Genomic DNA, 26,038 nt, shown 5'->3' with positions numbered 1-26,038 from the left:
ACAAAAGAATTCTATCTAGAAATCCGTATGTATTAAGTAGTGCTCTTGATCCCTGTGATCTGCACTGCCTTCCCTCTTCTCCTTAAATTTTTAATTTATTAAGGGGAATCTATGAACCACCTACAAGCTACACTACAAACCATCAACCAATTCGTTTGGGGACCACCACTGCTTATTCTGCTAGTGGGTACAGGTATCTACTTTACTTTTCGCTTAGGCTTACTCCAGTTTAGACACCTCCCAACTGCACTGAAAATGGTATTCAGCAAAGACAAATCTGGTACGGGTGACGTATCGAGTTTCGCGGCTTTGTGTACTGCACTTTCAGCAACCATTGGTACAGGTAACATCGTTGGTGTAGCGACCGCAATCAAGATTGGTGGCCCTGGTGCCCTATTCTGGATGTGGCTTGCCGCTGTATTTGGTATGGCGACCAAATACGCAGAATGTCTACTCGCCGTTAAATACCGCAGAACCGATAGTAATGGCGAAATGGTTGGCGGCCCAATGTACTACCTGCAATACGGTGTCGGCTCACGAATCTTAGCGGTAATGTTCGCTGTCTTCGCGCTCGGCGTTGCTTGCTTCGGTATCGGTACCTTCCCACAAGTCAACGCTATCTTAGACGCAACTCAAATCTCATTTGGCGCTTCTCGTGAGATGTCTGCTGTCGTTCTTACGATATTGGTGGCAGTTGTAACCCTTGGTGGTATCCAATCTATCGCTAAAGTGGCAGGGAAAGTTGTTCCTACTATGGCGGTTATGTACGTCGTCGCGTGTTTAAGCGTTCTGATTTCAAATGCCGACCAACTACTGAATGCCATTACTCTTGTTGTTACTTCTGCGTTTACCAACACAGCAGCAACCGGTGGTTTCTTTGGCGCGAGCATCATGCTTGCTATCCAATCAGGTATCGCTCGTGGTGTGTTCTCGAACGAATCTGGCCTAGGTAGCGCACCAATGGCTGCAGCAGCGGCTAAAACAGACTCATGTGTGAAACAAGGACTTGTCTCTATGACAGGTACCTTCTTCGACACCATCATCATCTGTACGATGACAGGTTTGGCGCTTATCTTAACGGGTGCTTGGCAGACTGATCTTTCAGGCGCTGCGATGACCACTCACGCATTCGCTGTTGGTTTGAATGCAGACACCCTTGGCCCTATGTTGGTTTCTGTTGGTTTAATCTTCTTTGCGTTTACAACAATTTTAGGTTGGAACTACTACGGTGAGCGCTGTGTTGTGTTCTTGCTAGGCACCAAAGCAGTCTTGCCTTACAAGATTATCTTCATCGCCTTGGTGGCTTCTGGTGCATTCTTGAAGCTCGACATGATCTGGATAATAGCTGATATCGTGAACGGCCTAATGGCAATTCCGAACTTAATCGGGCTTATCTTGCTGCGCCACGTTGTTATCGAAGAAACCAAGCTATTCTTCAAACCGTTAACTTCTTCAAAAGATTGTGAAGCAGTTAAAGCGTAACCTGAATTGATTGAATACCAAGCCCGCACTCAACTGCGGGCTTTTTTATTTTCATCACATAGCGAAACGTCTTAAATTATTATGCAGCACATATGCCCTTATAAATAACAAGAATATTAAATCGACTACTATGCGATTTAATAAAGCCAATAGAAGACTAATAAAAAGGACACTAATAAAACCAACACTTAATTAGATATTACTTATATTTAACAGATTGTGTGTTGGTGTCAGGCGTTTTGTCACAAACATATTAAATTTCTTTTTGTTTCAACGACACAAAAAACCAGAAGAATAAAACATGTGACTTTAATTCATATATTAGTCAGTTTATAGTCATCTACATTGTAGAGAGAATTATAATAAAAATAAAACGTTGGCTATATGATCAGATTCGACCCGATTAAAAACCGTATTTATAACGATGAACGTTCTATTAAAGTAGGATACCGTGAAACTCGAGTTCTGGAGTTATTACATAAAAACTCACCCGATATTGTTAACAAACAAGATATTATTAGCTTCGCTTGGGGAAACGAGTTCATAGGGGATACGTCATTAGCGAAAAGTATAAGTTTACTGCGCCAAGGGTTCGTTAGATTAGGCATCAAAGAAACCCCAATCGTCACCGTTCCTAAGGTGGGCTATCGCCTTATCGATGAGTGCGTTGTGATCGACTCGCCCGTCAATAATGGAGCCACAACTCCCCTTGCTGCTGCGAGCAACCTAATACCTGTAGGCAATAATGGTATTGCTATCGGTGCAGCCGTTGCAGTCGAACCTAAGCCTAACCCTAAACAAAGTTCGTCGGCTTACTTCCCCACAGCCGAAAGCCGAAACAAGTTGTGCTACTTCACCACTGGCTGCTTACTGTTAGCATCAGCGCTATTGGCTTTTGCTAAGGTTAATGAGAGAAACCTCAGCGATATCAACCCCGTTAACCGGCTCAGTGAGCAATGGATAGGTCAAATACAAGTTTTCCAAGCCCCTGAAATGGCGATGACGCCAGAGCTAGAAAGCATTCTCTATCAATATCAATGTGATTGTGTGGCGTACATTAGCGAAGAAGCGGAGTATTCAGAGCTCTCTATTCTCAACAAAGCCACACGCCAGTCCGTCAACATCTTTTACACGCCAACCCAACTAGATCAAGCCAGTACCGAGCTGGCCCTATTCCTAGAAAGAGGTCAATTATGATGCCAATCGTTGCGCTCATTTCTGCATTCGTTTTATTGGTTGGCATATGGAGTATCCCTTCGCCCCAACCAAAAGAAGAGCATCGCTACCAACATAGCGTGGTGGACCTAATAGTGAATGACAATGTATTACGTACCGACGGGTTAACGAAAATAAGTAACAACAAGGTGCTGCACCTGATGTCCGTTCAAGATGACAACATGCCCGACCCACTTGTTCTGCGATTCAGGGGAACAGCCCGCCCTTCTCAATCACTTTTCTTTTCTATTTCTGGCACCATCGACTTAGTCTCTGTGCAAAAAATAAATAAAACAATGAATGACAGCCGATTGTCGCCTTACCTGTTAATCAACAATGACCCATTAACGGTAAAGATTGATATCTTAAGTTCGAATGATTTATTTGCCATCATTAAAACGTGTAATACAGGCCGAACGCAACTTCTGGCCAAACGATAATTACAGATAGTTTAGCCACTAGTAACAAGTACCCTATTATCAAATAGCAAGCTTTACCTATATTACACATAGAAAACGGATGGTTATTTTCATTGTTCTATCAGTAATGCAATTATTACCGTCTTCCTTACTTTAAGTGTTTACATTTTAAACCAGATAGCAAATCAAGATATTCAAGTTAGATTTTTACTCCTTGTCACTCACTACGTGCCCACCTTAAACTACGAGCATTGTGAATGGTTATATCTGTTCTTCTAATTAACCATTCATACAAGTCCCAAAAATAACGTCAAATAGTTTTGACGTCTAAGCCCGAATAATAGGCCTTCATTTTTCTAAAAACGGTTTGAGCCCCATCAAACAATTTACGTTTAGTTGCATACTCTTTCACCGTAAAAACACTAATGACAATACAAACCATTGAATTTACTGGGTAATTTAATTCAACCCTTTTCAGTATCTATCTATTTATCAACATGAAAAAGTGAACTTGTCTTGTTAACTGCACGGCACACAAAACATTATCAAAATAGAAAAATTACAAATGAGGGAATTGTTAATGATCACAGTAAACAGAAGTCTCTTAGCAACCGCAGTGTTGTCTGTTCTATCAACCGGTGTAAATGCGAAGATTTACCCAGACCAAATAGTGTTTGACCAACTTGGTGAAGATATATGTCGCTCTGGTTATCGTCCTATAGACCGTTATGAAGCCGAAGAGCAGAAGAGTGCTTTGGTCGCTCGTATGGGCACTTGGCAGATCACCGGGTTAAAAGGAAACTGGGTAATCATGGGGCCTGGTTATCATGGCGAAATTAAACAATCAAGCAGTGGGTCAACGTTCTGTTACCCAAACAACGACCAATCTGAAATCCCTAACTATTCCGCCAAATCGGTTCAGGAAGGCAGCGAAATCGATGTTCAGTATGAATTAGTGAACAACCGTAACGACTTTGTTCGCCCATTAAGCTATTTAGCTCATAACCTAGGTTACGCATGGGTTGGCGGTAATAACAGTCAGTACGTTGGCGAAGACATGACAATAAAGCGCTCTGGCAACAGTTGGGTGATACAAGGAAATAACAATGGTTCTTGTAGTGGCTATCGCTGTGATGAAAAAACCAAAATCACCGTCGACAATTTTGCCTACACCGTTAACGATGACAACTTTTGGCATGGTGATGTTGTCGAATCAGATCGTGAACTAGTGAAAACGGTTTACGCGACGGCAAGAAACAACAGCAACATCGCACAACAAGTGGTGGTCGACCTAAAAGTAGACGAATCAACAAACTGGTCGAAAACGAACAGCTACGGATTCTCACAGAGCGTTCAAACAGAGAACACCTTCAAGTGGCCTTTGGTTGGCGAAACTAAGCTCACCGTTAAGTTCGAGGCTAACCAAAGCTTCGCAGAAACAAATGGCAACTCCACTAGCGAACAAGTAACACTTCAAGCGCGTCCTATGGTTCCTGCAAATTCGGAGCTGCCGATTCGAGTTGAGCTGTATCGTTCAAGCATTTCTTACCCGTACCGATTCAACGCCGATATTAGCTACGATGTTGAATTCAACGGCTTCCTTCGTTGGGGTGGCAACGCGTGGCACTCCCATCCAGACAACCGCCCATACAAGGCTCATACCTTCACGATGGGTCGTGGCAGCAGTGAATCTGCCGACATTCGCTACCAATGGGATCACCGTTACATCCCAGGTGAAACAAAATGGTGGGATTGGGGATGGGCGATTAAAGAAGCTGGACTATCAAGCATGCAATACGCGACTGGCGGAAGCTTGCGCCCATTCCACTCTTACGTGTCTGGTGATTTCTACGCTGAATCTCAATTTGCAGGTACTATCGAAATTGGACAAGCAACACCAATCACTAACAATCTACGCAGCAAAAGAAGTACTGATTCCGTCAACGAATCTACTGAGCGCATTGGCGACATCGAAGTTACCACCAACTTTAATGCCGATGAGTTGAGTGACTTAGGTTTCGAAGGTGCTGAGATGAACATTAGCGTCGTTGAATAACTGCGCTGTTGAATAAGATCGGTACAAAGATCTACCAGTATTAAAGCACAAAGCCCACGACACATCGTGGGCTTTCATATATTCATGTTCAACTGGAAAACGGTGAACTACACAGGCTCTTCCATCAGAAGCTTAACACCCAGCCCAACCAGCACCATGCCCGTCACGCCTTCCATCCACTTCATAAAACTCGCGTTCTTGAGCAAGTTTTTAGCGGAATTAAGTGCACCAGCCAAACCACACTGCCACACCATCGCAATCATAAAGTGTACCGAAGCCATCAACATAGATTGCAATAAAGGCGAACCTTCAGGGTTTACAAATTGAGGTAAAAAGGCCAGATAGAAAACTGCTGTTTTTGGGTTAAGAACGTTAGACAGAAAGCCTTCACGCAAAGAACGCTTTGCACTGTAAGCCTGCTGAGCTTGTTCACCTACCTTCAAACCGCCACCGTTTTTCATCAAAGCTCGCAAACTGCTTAAGCCAAGCCAGATGAGGTAAACCGCACCCACCATCTTAACGGCTTGAAAGAGTTCAGCGGACTGGGCGAGGATTGCAGATATACCCACAGCAGAGAAAAACGCGTGTACATACAAGCCGCTACAGATACCAAAGCTGGTCATCACACCGTCAGATAAGCCAGAACGGCTGGTATTGCGAATTACCAATGCCGTATCTAAACCCGGCGTTAGCGTTAAAATAGTGATGGCAATCAGAAATGCCTCAAAGTTCAAAATATCCATATCATTGTCATTCTTGTTCAGCGATCTATCATCAATACCGTGTATCTGAACAATTCGCAAGCAACAATTACCACCAGCTATACAACTCACTGATTTTGTGCACAATAGAACAGTTTAATTTGTTAAGAAATAGTAAATTCAAGGCATCGTACCGCCTCATGCTTTTCTCGTTATATCTTCAACTACGAAGGTCAGCGTCTTTTAAAAGTAGAGCCATAATCAAAGTACACGAAAGATGAACCTTAACGCTGACGCAGCCCAAAGATCATTTAAAGAAACCAAATTAAGAGTAGTCAAATGAGCGCATTCAAAAAACTAGTCGAACACTCTCAAAAATGTTCACGCTTTCAACACCTAGCCTCAATTTGTGGTTGGGACCAAGCTTCAATGATGCCTGCCGGTGGTAACCAAGCTCGTAGTGAAGCGATGGCCGAGCTTTCGGTTCATATTCACGGATTAATGACGCAACCACAGCTTGGTGACTGGATTGCAGACGCCGAAAACGAAGCACTGAACAACGATCAACAATCGTCACTTCGTGAAATAAAACGCCAATGGCAACAAGCTAACCTACTTCCTGAAAAACTGGTGGAAGCAAAATCTCTAGCAGGTTCAAAATGTGAACATGCATGGCGCAGCCAACGTGGTAACAACGACTGGGTTGGATTCGAAAAGAACTGGCGTGAAGTGGTTGAGCTATCTCGTGAAGAAGCGCAGATTCGCGCTGACGTTGCCAACCTAACGCCTTATGATGCGATGCTGGATATCTATGAACCGGGCACCAGCTCTGCTTCACTTGATACCCTATTTGCAGACGTTAAAACTTGGCTTCCAGGTTTAATTGATGAAGTGATCGAAAAACAATCGAGCGAGCAATTTAACGCACCATCTGGCATCTATTCGACCGAGAAACAGAAAGCTCTAGGTTTAGAAGTCATGAAGCTGCTTCAGTTCGATTTCGAACACGGTCGATTGGATGAAAGTGTTCACCCATTCTGTGGCGGCGTGCCTTCAGACGTGCGTATCACGACTCGCTACGACGAAGCTGAATTCGTTCAAAGCTTAATGGGTATTGTGCATGAAACAGGCCACGCACGTTACGAACAAGGCTTACCAAAACACCTAGCAGGACAACCAGCGGGCGAGGCTCGTTCTATGGGCATTCATGAATCTCAATCTTTATTCTTCGAGATGCAAGTCGGCCGCAGCGACCCGTTCATTGGACACTTAGCGAACTTGGCTGGTCAGCAATTCTCAGGCTCAGAATTTGAGAAAGAGAACTTCCAGAAGATCTACACGCGTGTGAAGAAAGACTTCATCCGTGTCGATGCTGATGAACTCACCTACCCTGCACACGTTATCCTGCGTTACGAGATTGAGCGTGACTTGATCAACGGTAAGATCAAACACACTGACGTGCCAGAGTTATGGAATACTAAGATGCAGTCATACCTTGGCTTAAGCACTCAAGGTAATTTCACTAACGGTTGTATGCAAGATATTCACTGGACAGACGGCGCATTCGGTTACTTCCCATCTTACACATTAGGCGCGATGTACGCGGCTCAGTTCATGGCTTCAATGAAGAAGACGGTCGATGTGAACTCTGTGATTGAAAGCGGTGACCTATCCCCTATCTTCACTTGGTTGGAGTCGAACATTTGGAGTAAAGGTAGCCTGCTTACTACTGATGATTTGGTGAAAGGTGCAACCGGTGAAACCTTGAATGCGCAATACTTCAAAGACCATTTGAGAAGTCGTTATCTTTAATGGAATAAATCGATAGAGGCTGATCAGTTTATTGATTCAGCCTTTCTAATCACATTTTCAAAACATACTTAGGTTGATTTGAAGGCTTTATCCCTTCATCGAACTTAACAATCACGGAATATCCTGGTACCTGCTAGCACGGAGTTGGACAAATGTGAGTTACGAAGCCTTGAAACCTTTGAGATTTCGAATAACTTATATTGAGAGCTTCATTCGAATTATCTACCAACTATTAGTCAATTTCTTTCACATACAAAAAATTAACAACTCCAAAATTAGGGGCCAAATAGTCTTTAAACTTGCTCGCTAGGGTGGCTCCATATATGCGGTTCAGTGTAAGGGCCAGTCATACTTGATGTCGATGCTCCCACGCCGTCTAGTGCGTCTTCGGTTAACGCTAGCGCGAACCAATTCTCTAGTGGTGCTAATGATTCTACTGGAAGCCCTACCTTGTGAGGCGTGTTGTATCGTTTAGCATAGTGGTGGATTTCACCCATAATAAACACCACATCAGGCTTTAGTTGCTTTTCAGCCTCTTCCATTAAGCGCGTTGCGTAGCCTTGGCGTTGATAACCCGGTAATACGGCTAAAGGCGCCACTACGTAGCATTTTAGGTGTGGCGCTGCATTTATAGTAATGGGTGTGTAACACGCATGAGCCACGACTTCATAAACGATAGAGTAGCTGCCGTCTGCAATTAGATCGTCAGCAAATTCAGCATACAGCTTTGCGTGTCGCCCATCATAAAGACCGCCTGCTGTTGCGAAGGTTTCATACTGAATTTGGTACGGTGTTTTCATTTTTTTCTCTTAATATATTTTTGAACTAGAGACTAAAACCCTAGCAATAAAAGCTGTTTTTGGATGAATCGACCTTTGATCTGTGTCAGCGGATAATCGTCTTCTGCAAACAAATAGTTCAGCGCAATACCATCGATTTCAGCAATGATCATATGACTGTCAACAACAGGCGTAGCTCCTGGTATATCAGATAAAATGTCTTGGAATGACGTCATCATTAATTGATATCGTTCGTCGAAAAGATCTTTCAGTAGCGCTCTTGTTGAAGGCTGACACAATATTTGAAAATCGAATTGGTAGTACAACCTATGCTCAGGAGAAGCCATCGATAAAAAAATCTCTTCTAGGTAACTCTCCAGCTTCTCTTTGGGGCTTAGCTCTTTATCAACATCAGCGCTCTTGCTACCAACTTCGTTCATGATCTCAGCCATACGTGTAAAGACTTCTTTGAGTAATCCTTCTTTATTTTTAAAGTGATGGAAAACCAAACCTTTAGATACTTTTGAGTGCTCACAAATAGCGGTAACAGAAGTTTTCTCGTAACCTATAGTTGCAAATAACTCTATCGCTGACTCAATGATTTGTTTTCTCTTGTCCATATGACTTCTCTGCACTCACTTATTAACTCTCGATGGCTGACTGACTGTTCGGTCAACACGATTTAGATGAACTATATATAGGAAATTATTCTTTTGCAAGTTGCTCGCCATTCAAGAAGAAAGAGACTGTGAACACACTGAGATTTTTGAGAGGAGATCCACAAGCTAGGGAGCGCAATGGTGTCTTTATGATCTTCAAATTCATTTGAAATAATATTTGACAGTTCATTTAATCTTCCTTAGGATAAATGAACTGACTGCACGGTCAGTCAGTAATTGTATCGTCAATTTAGATATGTGCTGGCAAAGAGTGGCTGTTTCTGCTTAATTTTAAGCGATAACAGTCTCTTAGGATCTGGTCGTCTACCAACTAAAGATGAACTCACCTGTAAATGCTTAAGTCACGCACCCTATTGAATAGATACAATGCGTGATTTTTTAACTCAACTACCGACTGCACGGTCAGTCAGTTATGGCTTGTGCTTAATAGGAGCAACACGCGTAAACATAGATACGTCGTAGAGGAATAACATTATGTCTAGAAACAAAATCTTACGAGAAAACCCTCAAGAATCATTCATCTGTGCATCTTGCGGCACTGGTGTCGCACCTATTCAATTTGGCGGTCAGCACAGAAACCACTGCCCACATTGTTTAAGCAGTGTTCACATGGATATCAAAGCTGGGGACAGAAGATCGAGTTGTCGAGGCGTAATGGAACCTATCAGTATCTTTGTTCAGAAAGATAAGGAGTGGTCGCTGATTCACAAGTGCTCGAAGTGCAACACGATCAGAACCAACAGAATAGCAGCAGACGATAACGAATTGCTACTCGTGACTATGGCCGCAGAGCCTTTGATGTCACTGCCTTTCCCTTCGAAAACCGTGTTATCAAATTTAAAAGAACTCAGTATTAATAGTGGTGGTGAAGATGTATTTACAGAGTAAAGTTGTTTATCGTGTTGTTGAAAAACACGCTAACACTTATAAAGTTAAAACCAATCATGGTGTGAAAGTGGCACGCCTAAAAGGTAGCTACTCTTACTCAATCAGTAGTAAAGAAGCGTCTCCTTGTGTCGGTGATTGGGTGGAAGCTATCGACGATGGCAACATCATACTTATTGAACGTATTCAAAGCAGAAAAAGCTTAGTCAGTCGCCGAGCTTCTGGCGGTGCGACAGTTCAGCAGGCGATCGCGGCAAACGTCGATTACGTGATTATCGTTTTGGGTGTTGATGGGGGAAGAAATTATTCTGATCGCTTGTTAGAAAGGCTATTAACCGTTGCTTGGAACAGTGGTGCGACACCTTTAGTGGCTTTGAATAAATCAGATCTTAATGAGGCGGCTGAGCTGATCAAAAGACAGGCTGAAACGATCGCGCTTGGTGTTGATATTATTAACTGTAGCGCTGTCGACGGAACGGGCATTGAAGAACTATTGTCGTACGTGAGTAACGGTAAGATTGGTGTGTTTATCGGTCCATCTGGCGTAGGTAAATCAACACTGACCAATACACTTTTGAAACATGAAGTTCAGGCAACCAATAGCCTTAGAGTGAAGGACATGAGAGGACGTCATACAACGTCTGGCTCGTATCTATTCGAACTGAAAAACGGCGGATTTATTGTTGATTCTTCTGGTATTAAAGAAGTTCAAATCTGGGCAAATAACGAAGACGTTGATTCTGTATTTGAAGAGATTTCCAGTATTTCACATGAGTGTAAATACCGAGATTGCCAACATCAAGGTGAACCTGGATGCGCTGTTCAAGAAGAGTTAGAAGTAGGCAATATTACGCCTGAGCGATACGACAGCTACTTGCATCTAAAACAAGAAGTTGCGTATTTAGACAGAAAGAAGAATGAAAAAGGTAATCATGTCGAACGACAACACGATAAAGAGTTCGGCAAGCTTGTTAAAGCTGTATCGAGTCGAAAAAGCTTAGTACGACGAGCCATGCAATAAAAAGCGAATGGTTGTTTATAGATCCTGAGTGCATTCACTTCTATTTAAATACTCAAGTAGATGATTAACGCATTTCGTTTAAAAATTTAATTGATACAAATAAGGAATTTTAATAATGAAAACACCTCACGAAATACAGTACCAAGCGTTCGCTGCTGCTGGTGGGCTTTACGACGAACGCCACGCAAATCTGTATGCGAACTTTGCCGATGATCTCATCGCTGACGGCAGCTTTTCTATTGTTCATGAAGGCGTAGCCCATGCATGCTATACCCCAATTACAGTTGATGCAGCACCACACCTTAAATGTTATGTGTTAGCACCTTTGTCGGTACTGCCTGAATATCAAGGAAAAGGTTACGCAACACGCTTAATGGAAGAAGCAGAGAAGCAGCTAGACGCAGACGTGATTTTTGTGATGGGCGATCCGTGTCATTATGGCAACCGCTATAATACCCCTCACAATGTATTACCTCCTGTAGCAACGTTAGCACCGTTGGAATGTTGGTTTGCTCGTGAATTGACACAAGGCGTTTTAGACGACATTGGAGAATCGACATCGACTGTGACAGGGCCTTATGCTACCCCACTAATGTGGAGTCACCCAAGCGAGCAAGTATAGTTATAAAGTAGGGTGCATTATCGCCCTACTCTAATTTTGATCCCAGTTAATTAATGATATAGCTTCGCACTCATATGGATTAGAAATTCTATTGCTAGTCTGAACTCATAGTATGGGCATTAGTAATCAGTCTAACTGTTAAAGGGGCATAAATGAGTTACAGCTTCCCCTAAATCAACAATTCAGAGATAACTAAAGTTATGGAAAGTCGCTTAACGTAGCGTCCAGTATTGATGGTGCAGATCACTGACAAGTATACGGGTCTTCAGACAATATGCTTTTTCAAATATTTAAAATCATGTTCTCTACTGCCTCTCAATAAAAAAGCCCAAACAAAGGGTTGGGCTCAATTCAATAATCATGAAACCATTGTCACGGTGGTTATATTCCGATTAATTTCCCCAGATTTGGCTTACAAACTCTGGATGGTCAATAAACGGATTACGATTCCCTTGAAAATCATGCACCGCCTTATTCCGATCGATTTCTTTTTGACTTACTGGATCATCAGAATGCCAACGCTTTAGCATAGTAAGTAGCCAAGGTTCAAAAACAGTTGTATTGGTTCCATCTAGAACCGCATCAGAGCTTGTAGAGTTCCCTTCCCAATTAGCGATTTCATTTTCATAGCGTGTTGCCATGTAGAAATATGCTCTTGCGAAATCACCTTTAAATTCATCAATTGGCTCAAACACCGTACCCACATAACCAAGAGAGTTCGCTGCATTGCCTAACTTAGAACCATTGCTTGATGTGTATGTCGCGCTACTCACCTCACCAAATGGCCAATTACTACGTTTCGAGTTAACGTAGCCGTCAGTGGCAAATAAATGGTGACCGTCAGAGTTCATTGGTTCGACTTTCCCACCAAACCAGCTTTTCGGGAATGAGTGCTCACGGTTGTAGCAATCACCTTCTTTGCTGTATTGACCACATTGATCGGCCACCTTAGTAAATTGGATTGAATCTAAGCCTGAAGGTTTCTCAGAATACATATCGAGAATTGACCCATCAGTGTCATAGTATGCGTCTAGGTCAGCCTCAGACACCAACCTCCAAATAGCGGTGTAACCCTGACTACTATGATTATCAATAATTTGATATAAGGCCGTTTTTAACGCAAAGCCCACTTTGCCTTCAGCGTCTTTGTAATACTCACCTAACACTGGAGGTTCAGTTGGTGGTGTAGTCGTTGAGCCACCAATCGTAAATTCTGTACTCTGACTTGCTTGGAAATCACCACCAGATGCCACAACGGTTCCGTTTACCGACAAACTGTATGAACCATCCCCCACACTGCAGCACATTCCATCCCCATAAGAGTCTGAGACTTCTAGGGTGTAGCTACCATCCGCTAAACACATTTCCACTTCATTGATGGTGTTACTTTGATAATCTGAACCAGAAAAAAGAGTTTGAGAAACTGAGTTTTTGAGAGACCAACTGGTTTCAGAACCATAGTTATCCGTCACTAGCGTGAGTGTGGCACTTGTGTCATTGCAGCTCTGTGTTGGTGGAGTCTCCGTAGGCTGAAAGTTATCTAAATACACCACTTCCGAACCATCAAAACCTGCATCATCATAAAATCGTACGCCCACAACGATATCTTTAGTGCTCGTAGCGTTGTACGAGTGAGTCAATGCTTGCCACTGATTCGTTAAACCATTATTCGAGTAACCTAAATAGCCATCAACAAAAAGGCGAGCTTTCACGTTGCCTTCCGTGTGGTAAACATCGACAGAGAAATCATAAGTTTTCCCTTGTTCAACACGTATCGTTTGAAGAAAATCGGTATTACTTTGAGTACTTGTATTCACTGTTACTTGTGCTGAGAGACTGCCGTTATTTACAGGATCGGTAGAGAGCGAAAGTGCAATGCCGGAGTCAATCACACTCCAACCAGATGGTACGTTTCCTTCCCAGTTTTCGAAACTTCCATTTTGCATTTGCGCATGCGCACTCGTTGAACAAAGTAATGCAACGCCACTTAGTGTTATTATTCTATTTATCATATAGCCTTCTGTTTAATTGGATAAAAACCAACTAAGCTTAGAAAGTAATCAAAAAATGAATGGAGATATGCATCACATTTATAAATGTAAGCATTATGGGTTTTATTAATATATGTGATGTAACGCAATATAGCATCGACCAGTTAAATAGACGAAAAAAAAGGCTAAGCAGATTATCTGACTCAGCCTTTGTACTTTTCAGAATTAGATCATTTATCGCCAGTGAGCATACCGAAGAAGACCTGTCTCGACTCTGGCGTGTTGTCTCTATGAGTTTCGTATTTTACATGCGCGTTTGCATCAACTGCTTTTGATAGCTTGATGCTCCATAGTGCTTTCATTTGATTTGGTACAATTGAATATCGGACATCGATAATACGCAGCTCGTCTGTTGGGTCCTGAGCGATATAACCATTTGAAAACCAGCGGAAACGTTCAATGTCTTTGGCTTGTTGGGAATCTGGGTCTAGCCAAGGCAAATCCCTGCTAACATTCAGTTTCGCTATCGACTCTCCAGGGTATACGTTTACCGATGTGCCAACCCGCACTGCGTCTACATGATATTGAGCCTCTGTTTCGTACACCACTTTCCAAACTAAGATATTCGCAAAGCTTGGTTTTGCCTCTAATCGGATCGGCGTGTGTTGCCTTTCTTGCGCTAATTGCCAGCCAACCGCCTCTGCCCTGTCTCGCTGAATCATCCCTAATGTTGGATAAATTAGCGCCCAAGCAAACGCGACACGCGCGAGCCAAGGCGCTCGTTTCAACGTTGCACACACAAGCAACATTAGGATGGGAAGCGTATAAGCAGGATCGATGATTGAGATAGTGTTCCAAGCAAAACGCGCGTTGGTGAAAGGCCAAAGCAACTGCGTGCCATAAGTGGTACAAGCGTCTAACAGTGCATGAGTGCCATAACCCAGAGCACAAAACAGCCAACTTTGTTTGAAAGAAAGCCCACGCCTTTTTGCAATCAGGTGGTGTAGAACTAAGGCACAGATCAAACTACCAATGGGAATAAAGAAGAGTGAATGGGTAAATTGTCGATGAAATTCCAAAGCCAACAAAGGGTCACTTTGAGACTTAATCAGTGCATCCAAATCTGGCGCCAACCCGGAGAGCAACCCTAATACCCCAGCAACAACCACATGTTGTTTTTTGCTGGCCGATTGTGACAAAGAAGCGCCTAACACGCCCTGCGTTAAAGGATCCATAAACCACTCATTGATAGCATTCCGTTGAATCAAACAAGATACATTTAGCTATAGCGGTGAACTGTTCATAACTAAACGGTTTTATCAATATACTCATGTACATAGCTGTATAAGCATAGACCGATAAACAAAAAAGAGCAGTTATGAAACTGCCCTTTTCTAATTATTGGTGGTGGATCAATTTATTCGTTTTTGTCCTATATATTCACACTTGAACGATCTGTAATTAACGAGCAACCATGCTTGCTGCGATAACCACCAGCAGTACTGAGAAGATTTTCTTAATCGTTGGAACTGGTAAATGATTGGTGGCTTTTGCGCCCAACGGAGCCGTAAACCAAGAGGTGCACACGATACCTAGCAGCGCAGGCAGATAAACAAAGCCAGCAAAACCGTCGGTTAGAGCAAAGTGGCTGCTGCCTGAACTGATGTAACCTATCGAGCCAAACAACGCGATCACAATGCCACAAGCCGAGGCACAACCAATGGCCTTTTTCATATCAACAGAGAAGAACGTTAATAGTGGAACCAGCAATGCACCGCCACCAATCCCTATCATGGCAGATAAGCCACCCGTAATGGTTGTCAGCACAGTGAGCACGCCTTTGTTCGGCAGTTTTCGTTCCTTAGGTGCATCATTTTTGCTGCTTAAGAACATCTTAATTGCGATAAGCACTACGCTCACAGCAAACACGATACGAACCACCTTTTCCGGCAGTAACGCAGCCATAAAACCACTGACCAAAGCACCAAGAGCAACACCCAACATGATCCAAGGTGCTAAATCCCAAGGCACGTTGCCGTTCTTGTGGTGAGCAAGTGCAGAAGAAGTAGAGGTGAACAGAATCGATGCCAACGAGGTAGCGATCGCCGCGACAACAACTTGGTCAGACGGTAGAACTTCTAAATACAGTAAAATGCTGCTTAACACGGGAACAATGATCAGCCCTCCGCCAATACCTAACAAACCGGCTAGAAACCCAACACCACTGCCCAGTAACGCACAGTAGAAAATCAACAACAGCAAATCACTCATTTTATCCATCTCTTAATTAAATTAATCGTCTTAAATAACACACTATTAATATGGTCATATTTCCATCAAGTTAATTAATATAACTGACACCGACTTAAATATTCAAACAGAATAGATCATGAATATTCCTCATGTTGAATGTGAAGTAATACCATTGTTAATGGTCAACCTATCCACGTATAAAAACCTTAAGCGATTAACTTTATACGACATTAATTCTACTAAGCATTAATTTCAGACAGCATAGCCTTCGATTCTTAATCCGGTCACAAGCAAAAAATAAAAGCCGTTTTAATACTAAAGACCGAGAGAATCAGAAAACAAATTGGGATACCAAATCAGCATGAATAAAGAATTTAATTTTACGATTAAGAGCATTAGCCTCGACGAAAACTACCAGCCTGCAGACAGCACGCGTATCACAACCAACTTTGCTAACCTGGCTCGTGGCGATAGCCGTCAAGCGAATTTACGTAACGCACTACAGATGATCGATAACAGTTTCAACGCTTTAGCACACTGGGATAACCCGAAGGGCGACCGCTACTCTGTTGAGCTTGAAATCATTTCTGTTGATATGGACATTGAAAGCAACGGCGAAGCATTCCCTTCAATTGAAGTGCTGAAAACCAATATTCTAGACCGTAAAACTAACGAGCGTATAGAAGGCATTATCGGAAATAACTTCTCTTCTTATGTTCGAGATTATGACTTTAGCGTACGTCTATTGGATCATAATAAAGACCAAGATAAATTCAGCATTCCAGAAGATTTTGGTGATTTACACGGCAAGCTTTTTAAATATTTCGTTAACTCTGACGCTTACAAAAAGAACTTTAATAAACCACCTGTTATTTGCTTAAGCGTGTCAGATAATAAAACCTATTACCGCACTGAAAACCAACATCCAGTATTAGGTTTTGAATACCAACCGAATGAGTCTTCTTTAACTGAACAATATTTCAAGAAGATGGGCTTACAGGTTCGTTATTTCATGCCGCCAAACAGTGTTGCACCTTTGGCTTTCTATTTCTTTGGTGATCTATTGAACGATTACTCGAACCTAGAGCTTATCAGCACCATCAGTACCATGGGCACGTTCCAGAAAATCTACCGTCCTGAGATTTACAACGCGAACGCGGTTGCAGGCAACTGTTACCAACCAAACTTGAAAAACTTGGATCACTCGCTGACTCAAATCGTGTATGACCGTGAAGAACGAAGCCAGCTAGCGGTTGAACAAGGTAAATTCGCAGAAGAGAAGTTCATTAAGCCATACCAATCAGTTCTAGAGAACTGGTCGGCAAATTACGCACTTTAATCGTCTATTGCGCTCTCAAACCACCCAAGGATAGGCAGTATTATTATGAAAACACTATTACCGACTTCAACAGCGGGCAGCTTGCCGAAACCGTCTTGGCTTGCACAACCAGAGACGCTTTGGTCGCCATGGAAACTTCAAGGCGATGAACTCACAGACGGTAAACAAGATGCGCTGCGTGTCTCTCTGCACGAGCAACAGCAAGCAGGCATTGATATTGTGAGTGACGGCGAACAAACACGTCAGCACTTTGTAACGACCTTCATTGAACATCTGAATGGCGTTGATTTTGAAAAGCGTGAAACTGTTAAAATCCGCGACCGTTACGATGCAAGTGTGCCTACAGTGGTTGGCCCTGTTTCTCGCCAAAAATCCGTGTTTGTCGAAGATGCGAAATTCTTACGTCAGCAAACCGACCAACCTATTAAGTGGGCTCTTCCGGGGCCTATGACCATGATAGATACACTTTACGATGCGCATTACCAAAGCCGTGAAAAACTGGCGTGGGAGTTTGCCAAGATCCTCAACGAAGAAGCGAAAGAGCTAGAAGCAGCAGGCGTTGATATTATTCAGTTCGATGAACCTGCGTTTAACGTGTTTTTTGATGAAGTGAACGATTGGGGCATTGCTTGTTTGGAAAGAGCCATTGAAGGGCTAAAGTGCGAAACAGCAGTGCATATCTGTTATGGCTACGGCATTAAAGCGAATACGGATTGGAAAAAGACATTAGGCACCGAGTGGCGCCAATACGAAGAAGTATTTCCTAAGCTGCAGCAATCGAATATCGATATTATCTCTTTAGAGTGTCACAACTCTCATGTACCTCTTGAGCTACTTGAACTGGTACGAGGTAAGAAAGTGATGGTCGGTGCGATTGATGTTGCTACAGACTCTATTGAAACACCGGAAGAAGTGGCTAACACTCTACGAGAAACACTTAAGTACGTTGATGCCGATAAGCTCTACCCTTGCACCAACTGTGGCATGGCTCCCCTGCCTCGCGAAATTGCCTCAGCGAAGCTTAATGCGCTCAGTGCTGGCGCAGAGATCGTTCGTAAAGAGCTTTCAGCGTAACGCTTCCCTAACGAACAAAAACTATGTCTTTAAGCCTAAGTATCACATTGATGCTTAGGCTTTTTGTTATGTGAGTTAAGGAGCTTTATACAGGGCTGTTTACCAGGTTTTATCTAAGTCTTGAGCATATAAAGAGATCGCTCGTTGGTACTCTTTGATCGCTTCGCTATTCGTCGTGGAAACTAAAAGCTCAAGTAACAGCGATGTCGCCTCTTTATGGCGACCTAAATTGTACAAACACATTGCGTAGAAAGGTTTCACTTCTATCGAGTCAGGATACTCAGCCATAGTCTGTTCGAAATAGCCTAAAGCCTCTGCATAAAGGCCAAGGCTTCGATAAGTACTCGCCAAACCGAACAGCGCATCAAAACGCTCTACTGAAGAAAGCACGCCAGACAGAGACAGCACATAGTGATCAATCGCCTGTTGCTCTTTGCCTTGGTTGTCGTAAGACCAAGCAATCTGTAAATGAGCTTTCGCCGCATAGTTTTCATCAGTGAGTAGCGTTGCCAGTAAGTCACGCGACTCTTGATACTTTTCTTCTTTTCGCAATTCGATAGCTTGTTTGATAATGGTGTCCATAACTCTCCCTGTCGCTTAAGCGCTGTGCTATGCGTTCATTTCTTCGAACATCTGTTTGTAAGACTGAGTTTGCAGTGCCGATTGAGTCAGGCCGAATTTATTGGCTAACAACTCAAGCTCACTTTTATACACAGACAACTTAGATTCATCGTCCGTCATGATTGCAAATTCAGCAAAATCACCAATACCCGCAAGAGAGTCGACCGTGATATGGAACTCTCCAACAAAGTAAATACTGCGAGTTTTCTGCGCTTTAAGAGTCACTTCGTAACCCAAGTTTTCAAGCATACTCTTCGCATTCGACGCATTCGTGATGTTTGTCGCTTCACATCGATCAGGCTCAGGGCCTTTTACGATCCATAGTTTAATGCCCGACGGCTCCATAGTACGAATACACAAGCTTTTGTTCTGAGCCTGTAAGCTTCTATCAGGGCTATCAAAATACCAATCACATTCCTGATTGTCTTGCAGCATTACTTCATGAGGAATTAGGTTCAAAGTTTTCAAGAACTCAGACTTAGAGCTAAGTCGATACTTCAGCTCAACCTCATATTTGCCTTTGAAATGGTCGTTAGTCATAAGATAGCTCGGTGCAAAAAAGGTGATACTAGCACACGAACCAAATCCGAAATACAAACGGACGCACAACACAAACTAAAGCAGTGCAACTATGTTCGACACGCTAACACACGCTGCCATTCTTCTTGGCTCATAGCGCCTTTAGAAAGGTAAATATTGTGTTTCTGCATTGCACCTTTCGTGTATGAAAGCTTGATGAATGAGCCAATTTCAAACGGAAGAAAGCTACGCTGTAAAGTCACATCGCAAGCTACGCCATTTAAACGCACATGACCGTTCGTGATTTCAAATGAGCTATCGCGAAGCTTCCACCACAACATTAGAATTTTAATTAGTGGAGGAACATAAATTATCAGCCCTATGGTTAGCAGCGATGAACGATCACCGTCTGATATCCAATAGACAATACCTAGTGCAATAACAATAAACAGTAACTCTGAAAATAAGTATCTAACAAAATTTAATCGGATACGGTTACCCATGGCACTCTCTCAATGATGATCCTAAAAGCAGCTCCATTTCAACGAGCCCTTTCACTTCAGACAACTCAGTAAAACCTTTTGATTGATAAAGCTTAATCGCGGGGTTCTCACTGAACACGCGCAACACTAACTGAGTGGATGCTTGATTGTTCGCATGTTCAATAGCTAAATCGAGACACTTAGAGCCAAAACCTCGACCTTGGTAGTCAGCTAATATCTGCAAGTCCCTAAGAAACGTTGTACCACTGGTGTAACTGAAGCGGATAACACCAATACGGCGATCCCCGACATAAATTTCATAGTTATCTAGTTCATCCCAGCTACGTAAAAACTGACTATGACCCCAAGTGATTCCACGCACTTGGTAGTAACTCGCCATATTCGTTTTGGTGATCGATTCAGCGAACTTAGGGTCTGAACCTTTGACCAGCCTTACTTCCATATTGTGTCCTTTGTTTTCAAATCACATCTGAATACGGCATAGCAAAATGCCGCATATGTTGAATCACTTTTAGGTACATTCTGGTTTCACTTCCTCCCATTGTGTATCCCATTCTTCGCCTAACAAATTAGAAAGCTTTTCACAGTCGTATAGATAGCGAAGACTATCTTTGCAGTACGCAGTAAGTATTTCAGTTAACTGAGCAGACGCTTTCTCGTTGTCTTTGAGTTTTCCGTACATCATCAAACCAGTCCTAAAGGTCTCTTGATCGAGGTCAGACGCTTGCTTCGATAACATCCCAAAGGAAATAGCGTTAATAGACAGGGTTAATGCAATCGCATCGCCTTCATCTCCCTCTAACTCACAAGCACTATAACGAGCTAACAAGTTCGATGTTTTAATTAATGGGGCAAGGTCTTTTGTATTGGCATATTTATAGGTTTCAAAACCTTGCCGCACCGCAGCTTTATGACTGTCTTTAATGCTCACAACATAGTCTGTCAAAACATGTAAGCTCGCATATGCGCCTAGCCCGAAAGCCACAATGAACACGGCGATTAATCTGATCACTTATCTCTCCTAAAAGAACCTTATGCTGGTCAATTTTAAACAGCGTCTTGTAGTAACAGCCCTACTTGCCATCGACCTTTTCTAGAAACCAAGTTCCTTGGCACGGTCCATTGGTTAAGTGCCATCGGCCGTCAAATCTACTGCCACTGCCATGTGCGGAAAAACGATAATCCCATTGGCGATGTTTAGCATATAAACGTAAGTCGCCGCTTTCCGTCACCCAGCCCTCTAACGGTGTTCCGTTGTAGGTAAGCCTTAGAGTAGCCTTACCCTCACGAATAGTTCCGGTGATGGTTGTGCGTTCACACATATTATTGCCAGTGGTGTTAATACGACGGCCTAGCCACTCACCGTCGAAATCGGTAGAGGGAGCAAATTGGGGACTATCAGGAAGTTTAGGAAACGACTCGGAATTACTGGACCCGAACCACTGAAGCTCACGACCAACAAGGAAGAAGACAACAAAGCCGATTGATATCGCTATCACAAATCCCTTTTTCATGAGCCTCTTCCCTAATCAACTGACCTTAAGAAAAGAACCCTAACATAATGAAAAGTAATAACTTACCATCAACTTAATTAATTTTGACATATTCCACAAATTGCATTCAAATGTTGAATATAGAGAAAGCGGCATCGTACAAAAATGCCGCGCATTGAGAATCAATGATGTGCAGAGCCGAAAGATCTGCACAGAAAAGCCTAACCTTCTAGGGCATTGCGCCAATACTGAACGGTTTTCTCCGACACCGAGCCTGTCTCGCTCGCCGCTGATACTAGAAACTCACATAAGCGAGTTGCGACTTCTTCATTACCTAACAAGTATAAACTGCGAATGGCTCGCGTTAGTCTTAGCTGGTTATGGTCATGATTCTTTAACCATACGTGATTAGCCGGGCTAAGCGGTAAAGATGAAGATATTTCATTCCCGTTCCGCTGCATGCCCCAAAACTCAAGCATCAGGTCAAGCACTTGTAGATGAGCAGCGCGAAGCGCTTCAGAGTCAGCAAAAATCGCCTTATCTTCTTGAGTAACCAACGGGGCATGTTGATTAAACTCAGTCCCCTCATCTATTGGGAAAAATACTTGAATGTACTTATGGTCATGCTCCAACCAAAAATGATTGTAAGCCAATAACTGTTCTATATTTCGACCAAATTTATCTGGCACTTCACCTGATATAAAGCGAGCAATCTCACTCATTTTCAAATCCTACTGACTATAAGCCCCCACTTGTGGGCGAATGCATTATTACCTAGTAAACCGTGAAAAGCCTAGTCCTTTACGCTGTAAGTACCGATCTGACTTAGAACTCCACATCCCACGCGTTAGGAATCGCTCGTGAAGAAAACACAACGCACCCGCTGGCGTTACCTAGAGGCAGGAACGGCACTAATGTGGTGTATAAAGACTATGCATGAACTTCAATTTTGGTTGGCGTTGGCGTTGCGTATGAGTTTTAGACTTAAGCCAGCAACCAGTGTGTTAATAACTGAGTACTAAAACCTGAACGACTAAAAGAGGTAGGTAAAATAAGCACCGAAGGATTACATCTTTCAACGAAAAACCCTTCAGAAAGCGTCCTTCGGTGCATTGAATTTCAAGAGACTAGCGCAAGCGCCTCAACACAACCTGCTGGTCGAGCTCATTCTGATAGTCCGTGTAATCAAGCCCTTGATCAAATATGTACTCAGTGACAAGAGTACGAATGCACTCAACCAATGTGCTTGCTTGCCAAGGCTTTTCAAAGTAACGGTCGATGCCTGCTGCATTAATCGCATTGATGGTATCAGTATGAGTGGCCTGCCCCGTAAGAAGAATTTTCTTTGTATTCGGAAAGCGGCTGTCATGGAACACTTCAGTGAGTAACTCCACACCCGTTTTCCCTGGCATCACATGATCAGACACGATGACGGTAATGTGTTCGCCTTCTGCGTCAAGTTCATCAATGAGATCAAGCACTTCTTGCGCTGATTCACAATCTTCAATATTCAGCCAACTCGCCAGCGGCTCTAAATCTTGTATCACTGCGCTCAGTACTTCTCTCTGGTCATCGACACAGATTAAATTAAGCTTCTCCATGTTCACCCTCTATTGGTAACTTGATTCTAAATACAGTTTTAGAAGCATCACTTTTCACAATGATACTTCCGCCATAACCTGCCACAATCCGCTTAACTACTGATAAACCCAAGCCCAATCCAAACGATAGACCACCTTTTTTAGTGGTGAAGTTGGGCTGAAATATCTTTCTACGAGTCGCCTCGTCTATCTCAGGGCCGTTATTCGTGATCGTAACTAATATTCTTTTCTTACTTAATCTGGTTTGAATTTCTATTGTGGCATCGTCTGAATTCGACATTGCATCACAAGCATTCTTTACAATGTTGACCCAAATCTGAACGAGCTCTGTTTTCGAGCCTTTAAAAGACGGTAAATCCGCAGGGCTCAATCGCACAGACACTCTACGCAACTCACTTTGTAACAACGATAAGGCATGATTAATGGAGTCGTTAATATCAACCGCTTCTTCGGTGTCGATATCCGTTCTGCCAAGTTGTTTAACCGATTTTACGATGCCGACGGTGTGTCTAGATGCCAAACGTAGATCATGTAAATCACAGCCCATCTGCCAAAAACGAATCGCTTCTTCTGGGTTTTTCAGCCAATGTTTTGAAATAACGTCTGTTGCAGATAACGCGTCAATTGGAACCGCCTTTGCAAGAGAGCGTGCAATGTTTTTGTCTAAACCATATTTTCTTTCAAATTGTCGCCCACGTGTTCGTGCTTCTAACGACGACGTTTTCTGACCATGCATTAACCCAAAATCGAAAAATTGACTGGCTTCTGGATGCACTTCTTCAAGCAGATCCATGATGACAGTTTCAAGTCGGCCAGATTTACTATTTACTACACCAATAGCGTTGTTAAGTTCATGGGCAATCCCTGCAGCTAATTGACCCAAGGTCGTCATTTGCTCAGCAGTATGTAACTTCTCTAGCGCTTTTTGTTTCGCTATCGCTTCTTGTGTTGCGCGGCGTTGACGACGCGACAACTCATTGACAATCACAGGTGTGAACTGTGCGGTAAGAGGACCAAATTTACGTTCATCTTCTGCAGGCGTGTCTTTATCGATCCACGCTAACTCAACATCGGTTTTAGCAACAACCGTTGAAGATGCAGTCCAATTGCCTGAAAAGAAGCTATGAACGCCTATAAAAGCCCCACTACCCGCGCTAAATACTCGCACTTGCGGTGTATTATCTTCGGAATAAAACCCTTCCAGTTCCCCACTCAACACATAATATAAACGAGTGTTTAACGCTGATTGTTCAATAATGGTGTTACCGGCACAGCACGTCACCCGACGTTCTGTTTGGTTAAAATAGCGCTCGATCAGTGCTTCTAGCTTTTGTTGATACACGTATCGTTACCCTATGTGACCAATTGAATGTAGCAGCCACACCATAACAAAGCTCAATAGCACACCAACCACACCCAAAATAATACCGATTCTGGCCATTTGATTACTTTGCACATGACCAGTGGCATGAGCCAGCGCATTCGGTGGCGTACTGATTGGCAGCGACATACCTAATGAAGCGGCAAAAGTCACAACCAGAATTAACGTTAACTCACCGCCTAGTGGCGTGAGTGAAGCCATAGACGAACCTAATGCAGCCATAATTGGCATTAACAAGTTAGCCGTTGCGGTATGAGACATAAAGTTTGCCATGACCAAGCACAAGAACGCCGCTCCGAACAACACCACATATGGTGAGTAGGTATCAAACGGAATACTGTGTACCACGAGCCTTGCTAAGCCAGTTTTATCGAGAGCTAAACCAAGCGCAATACCACCTGATACAAGCCACAATACGTCCCAAGAAATTTTCTTCAGGTCTTCTTTATTGATGATCCCGGAGAGAGAGAACACAGCGACAGGAATCAGAGCGACGGTGTAAGAGTTCATGCCATGGCTTGAACCCATTAACCAAAGAATGATGGTGAGCGCAAAAGTGACGTATACCGCAATGGCTTTTGGTGTTTTAAGGAATTTACCTTTAATACTTAGTTCGATTTTCTTTTGGTCAGCTTTGTACATAAAGCCGATTAAAAACCACGCTAACGCCATCATAATGACGACAAACGGCACACCAAATGCCATCCATTCACCGAACGTAATGAGGTTATCGCCAACTAAATATTTAAGTGCGATAGCGTTCGGCGGGGTACCGATCGGGGTTCCAATGCCACCGATGTTAGCGGCAACGGGGATACAAAGCGCAAACGCTACACGACCAGGGTCTTTCGGGCCAAACACAGCCAGTACCGGCGTTAAAATAGATAGCATCATTGCCGTTGTTGCCGTGTTAGACATAAACATCGAAAAGATACCGGTGATCAACATTAAGCCGAGCATCACAAACTTTGGGTCTTGTCCAAATGGCTTCAACAACACGCGAGCTAAGTTTACGTCTAATCGATATTTAGTGGCGGCCATCGCTAAGAAAAAACCGCCCAAAAACAGCATGATGATTGGGCTGGCGAATGTCGCCATGATATCGCTGTATTTTAACAACTCACCAAAATGTTCCTCCCCATGATCAAACCTTAAAAAGATCAGCCCTTTATTCGACAACATCAATAATTGCAGAACGATAATAACAACAGACGTCGCGTAAATCGGGATAGGCTCGAACACCCAGCACAATGCCGCTAATAAAAAGATCGCAATAACGCGTTGTTGAATAATCGTAAGGCCTTCAAATGGAAACGCTGATAGCGGCATTACGAGGATAATGAAAGGAATTAAAATTGGGATAATGTATTTAATATAGGGGCGCATAGCACAAAAACTCTTCCTGAGATAACAACTACTTAGAAATTAGATTTACAGCTCTAATTTAGATCCGACAACGAATTATCGAGCTCTTATCGCTATCTCACTATCGGCTAGATCAATGATTACGTGATCGCGATACCCCCAGTTTCGTTTCTGTGCGCTACCTCAATGTTTGTATGTCATTTATTGTTGAAATTAAATTCAGGAG

At 43.0% G+C, this 26,038-nt stretch carries 27 protein-coding genes; 11 read left to right on the top strand and 16 right to left on the bottom strand.

Features of this window, described 5'->3' with window-relative positions:
- The first annotated feature begins 111 nt into the window (after nucleotides 1-111).
- From MSG35_RS05800 to MSG35_RS05785, 4 genes are all read left to right on the top strand, one after another.
- The gene (locus tag MSG35_RS05800) at nucleotides 112-1,482 is read left to right on the top strand and encodes a sodium:alanine symporter family protein (RefSeq protein WP_048606947.1); all 1,371 of its coding nucleotides are present in this window, start codon (nucleotides 112-114) and stop codon (nucleotides 1,480-1,482) included.
- Between the two features lie 384 nt (nucleotides 1,483-1,866).
- Nucleotides 1,867-2,679, top strand: coding sequence for a winged helix-turn-helix domain-containing protein (locus tag MSG35_RS05795; protein WP_048606949.1), 813 nt, complete (start codon nucleotides 1,867-1,869; stop codon nucleotides 2,677-2,679).
- On the top strand, nucleotides 2,676-3,137 hold the full coding sequence (locus MSG35_RS05790) for a hypothetical protein (protein WP_048616408.1): 462 nt from the start codon (nucleotides 2,676-2,678) through the stop codon (nucleotides 3,135-3,137). Before MSG35_RS05795 ends, MSG35_RS05790 begins: the two co-directional genes overlap by 4 nt.
- 559 nt (nucleotides 3,138-3,696) lie before the next feature.
- Entirely contained in the window at nucleotides 3,697-5,172 is a 1,476-nt protein-coding gene (locus MSG35_RS05785) for an aerolysin family beta-barrel pore-forming toxin (RefSeq protein WP_248383322.1), read from the top strand.
- Nucleotides 5,173-5,279: 107 nt separating this feature from the next.
- Here the strand turns inward: MSG35_RS05785 and MSG35_RS05780 are convergent, their stop codons facing one another.
- Nucleotides 5,280-5,915, bottom strand: coding sequence for a LysE family translocator (locus MSG35_RS05780; protein WP_017077131.1), 636 nt, complete (start codon nucleotides 5,913-5,915; stop codon nucleotides 5,280-5,282).
- Nucleotides 5,916-6,212: 297 nt separating this feature from the next.
- On the opposite strand from MSG35_RS05780, the gene MSG35_RS05775 reads away from it, so the two are divergent.
- Nucleotides 6,213-7,685 carry a carboxypeptidase M32 gene (locus tag MSG35_RS05775; RefSeq protein WP_248383320.1) on the top strand — a complete coding sequence of 491 codons (1,473 nt, stop codon included), beginning with the start codon at nucleotides 6,213-6,215 and terminating at the stop codon, nucleotides 7,683-7,685.
- Between the two features lie 293 nt (nucleotides 7,686-7,978).
- Here MSG35_RS05775 and MSG35_RS05770 read toward each other — a convergent pair whose 3' ends face one another.
- Together MSG35_RS05770 and MSG35_RS05765 are read right to left on the bottom strand one after the other, a co-directional pair.
- A complete protein-coding gene (locus tag MSG35_RS05770; RefSeq protein WP_248383318.1) occupies nucleotides 7,979-8,485 on the bottom strand; it encodes a GNAT family N-acetyltransferase in 507 nt (168 codons plus the stop codon).
- A 32-nt stretch (nucleotides 8,486-8,517) separates the two neighbouring features.
- Complete coding sequence (locus MSG35_RS05765) at nucleotides 8,518-9,084, bottom strand: TetR/AcrR family transcriptional regulator (protein WP_059020434.1); 567 nt, start codon at nucleotides 9,082-9,084, stop codon at nucleotides 8,518-8,520.
- Between the two features lie 534 nt (nucleotides 9,085-9,618).
- On the opposite strand from MSG35_RS05765, the gene MSG35_RS05760 reads away from it, so the two are divergent.
- From MSG35_RS05760 to MSG35_RS05750, 3 genes are all read left to right on the top strand, one after another.
- On the top strand, nucleotides 9,619-10,032 hold the full coding sequence (locus MSG35_RS05760) for an RNHCP domain-containing protein (RefSeq protein WP_086969730.1): 414 nt from the start codon (nucleotides 9,619-9,621) through the stop codon (nucleotides 10,030-10,032).
- A complete protein-coding gene (gene rsgA / locus MSG35_RS05755) occupies nucleotides 10,016-11,050 on the top strand; it encodes a ribosome small subunit-dependent GTPase A (RefSeq protein WP_086969728.1) in 1,035 nt (344 codons plus the stop codon). The genes MSG35_RS05760 and rsgA overlap by 17 nt, the downstream gene beginning before the upstream one ends.
- Before the next feature lie 115 nt (nucleotides 11,051-11,165).
- Nucleotides 11,166-11,672 carry a GNAT family N-acetyltransferase gene (locus MSG35_RS05750; protein WP_059020440.1) on the top strand — a complete coding sequence of 169 codons (507 nt, stop codon included), beginning with the start codon at nucleotides 11,166-11,168 and terminating at the stop codon, nucleotides 11,670-11,672.
- A gap of 392 nt (nucleotides 11,673-12,064) precedes the next feature.
- Here MSG35_RS05750 and MSG35_RS05745 read toward each other — a convergent pair whose 3' ends face one another.
- The 3 genes from MSG35_RS05745 to MSG35_RS05735 all read right to left on the bottom strand — a co-directional run bounded on the left by MSG35_RS05745 (nucleotide 12,065) and on the right by MSG35_RS05735 (nucleotide 15,934).
- The gene (locus MSG35_RS05745) at nucleotides 12,065-13,684 is read right to left on the bottom strand and encodes an endonuclease (protein WP_248383317.1); all 1,620 of its coding nucleotides are present in this window, start codon (nucleotides 13,682-13,684) and stop codon (nucleotides 12,065-12,067) included.
- A gap of 209 nt (nucleotides 13,685-13,893) precedes the next feature.
- On the bottom strand, nucleotides 13,894-14,898 hold the full coding sequence (locus MSG35_RS05740; RefSeq protein ID WP_248383316.1) for a metal-dependent hydrolase: 1,005 nt from the start codon (nucleotides 14,896-14,898) through the stop codon (nucleotides 13,894-13,896).
- A 226-nt stretch (nucleotides 14,899-15,124) separates the two neighbouring features.
- Nucleotides 15,125-15,934 carry a sulfite exporter TauE/SafE family protein gene (locus MSG35_RS05735; RefSeq protein ID WP_248383314.1) on the bottom strand — a complete coding sequence of 270 codons (810 nt, stop codon included), beginning with the start codon at nucleotides 15,932-15,934 and terminating at the stop codon, nucleotides 15,125-15,127.
- 343 nt (nucleotides 15,935-16,277) lie between these two features.
- On the opposite strand from MSG35_RS05735, the gene MSG35_RS05730 reads away from it, so the two are divergent.
- Together MSG35_RS05730 and MSG35_RS05725 are read left to right on the top strand one after the other, a co-directional pair.
- Nucleotides 16,278-17,255: a DUF1852 domain-containing protein gene (locus tag MSG35_RS05730; RefSeq protein ID WP_050650628.1), complete on the top strand. Its 978-nt coding sequence runs from the start codon at nucleotides 16,278-16,280 to the stop codon at nucleotides 17,253-17,255.
- A gap of 45 nt (nucleotides 17,256-17,300) precedes the next feature.
- Nucleotides 17,301-18,329 carry a methionine synthase gene (locus MSG35_RS05725; protein ID WP_017082702.1) on the top strand — a complete coding sequence of 343 codons (1,029 nt, stop codon included), beginning with the start codon at nucleotides 17,301-17,303 and terminating at the stop codon, nucleotides 18,327-18,329.
- A gap of 99 nt (nucleotides 18,330-18,428) precedes the next feature.
- On the opposite strand, the gene MSG35_RS05720 is transcribed toward MSG35_RS05725, so the two are convergent.
- The 7 genes from MSG35_RS05720 to MSG35_RS05690 all read right to left on the bottom strand — a co-directional run bounded on the left by MSG35_RS05720 (nucleotide 18,429) and on the right by MSG35_RS05690 (nucleotide 22,187).
- Nucleotides 18,429-18,911 (bottom strand): tetratricopeptide repeat protein, encoded by a 483-nt coding sequence (locus MSG35_RS05720; protein ID WP_017087841.1) that lies wholly within the window; start codon nucleotides 18,909-18,911, stop codon nucleotides 18,429-18,431.
- A gap of 27 nt (nucleotides 18,912-18,938) precedes the next feature.
- Nucleotides 18,939-19,490, bottom strand: coding sequence for a class IV adenylate cyclase (gene cyaB / locus MSG35_RS05715; protein WP_248383312.1), 552 nt, complete (start codon nucleotides 19,488-19,490; stop codon nucleotides 18,939-18,941).
- A gap of 89 nt (nucleotides 19,491-19,579) precedes the next feature.
- Nucleotides 19,580-19,972 carry a hypothetical protein gene (locus MSG35_RS05710; protein WP_248383311.1) on the bottom strand — a complete coding sequence of 131 codons (393 nt, stop codon included), beginning with the start codon at nucleotides 19,970-19,972 and terminating at the stop codon, nucleotides 19,580-19,582.
- Nucleotides 19,965-20,414, bottom strand: coding sequence for a GNAT family N-acetyltransferase (locus MSG35_RS05705; RefSeq protein WP_248383310.1), 450 nt, complete (start codon nucleotides 20,412-20,414; stop codon nucleotides 19,965-19,967). Before MSG35_RS05705 ends, MSG35_RS05710 begins: the two co-directional genes overlap by 8 nt.
- Nucleotides 20,415-20,483: 69 nt before the next feature.
- Nucleotides 20,484-20,984: a hypothetical protein gene (locus MSG35_RS05700; RefSeq protein WP_248383308.1), complete on the bottom strand. Its 501-nt coding sequence runs from the start codon at nucleotides 20,982-20,984 to the stop codon at nucleotides 20,484-20,486.
- 61 nt (nucleotides 20,985-21,045) lie between these two features.
- Complete coding sequence (locus tag MSG35_RS05695; protein WP_248383307.1) at nucleotides 21,046-21,486, bottom strand: hypothetical protein; 441 nt, start codon at nucleotides 21,484-21,486, stop codon at nucleotides 21,046-21,048.
- A gap of 200 nt (nucleotides 21,487-21,686) precedes the next feature.
- Entirely contained in the window at nucleotides 21,687-22,187 is a 501-nt protein-coding gene (locus MSG35_RS05690; RefSeq protein WP_248383305.1) for an opioid growth factor receptor-related protein, read from the bottom strand.
- Between the two features lie 138 nt (nucleotides 22,188-22,325).
- Here MSG35_RS05690 and MSG35_RS05685 point away from each other — a divergent pair, with 138 nt between their 5' ends.
- Complete coding sequence (locus tag MSG35_RS05685; RefSeq protein ID WP_248383304.1) at nucleotides 22,326-22,487, top strand: hypothetical protein; 162 nt, start codon at nucleotides 22,326-22,328, stop codon at nucleotides 22,485-22,487.
- 105 nt (nucleotides 22,488-22,592) lie between these two features.
- On the opposite strand, the gene MSG35_RS05680 is transcribed toward MSG35_RS05685, so the two are convergent.
- From MSG35_RS05680 to MSG35_RS05670, 3 genes are read right to left on the bottom strand one after another with little or no spacing between them, the layout of a single operon-like run.
- Complete coding sequence (locus MSG35_RS05680) at nucleotides 22,593-23,066, bottom strand: response regulator (protein WP_017070648.1); 474 nt, start codon at nucleotides 23,064-23,066, stop codon at nucleotides 22,593-22,595.
- Entirely contained in the window at nucleotides 23,053-24,408 is a 1,356-nt protein-coding gene (locus MSG35_RS05675) for an ATP-binding protein (protein ID WP_248383302.1), read from the bottom strand. The genes MSG35_RS05680 and MSG35_RS05675 overlap by 14 nt, the downstream gene beginning before the upstream one ends.
- Nucleotides 24,409-24,414: 6 nt before the next feature.
- Complete coding sequence (locus MSG35_RS05670) at nucleotides 24,415-25,833, bottom strand: SLC13 family permease (RefSeq protein WP_248383301.1); 1,419 nt, start codon at nucleotides 25,831-25,833, stop codon at nucleotides 24,415-24,417.
- Between the last annotated feature and the right edge of the window lie 205 nt (nucleotides 25,834-26,038).

It is taken from the genome of Vibrio sp. 1CM23M (assembly GCF_023161755.1).
Classification (GTDB): domain Bacteria; phylum Pseudomonadota; class Gammaproteobacteria; order Enterobacterales; family Vibrionaceae; genus Vibrio; species Vibrio coralliirubri.
This window is presented reverse-complemented; position numbering and strand designations above follow the sequence as displayed.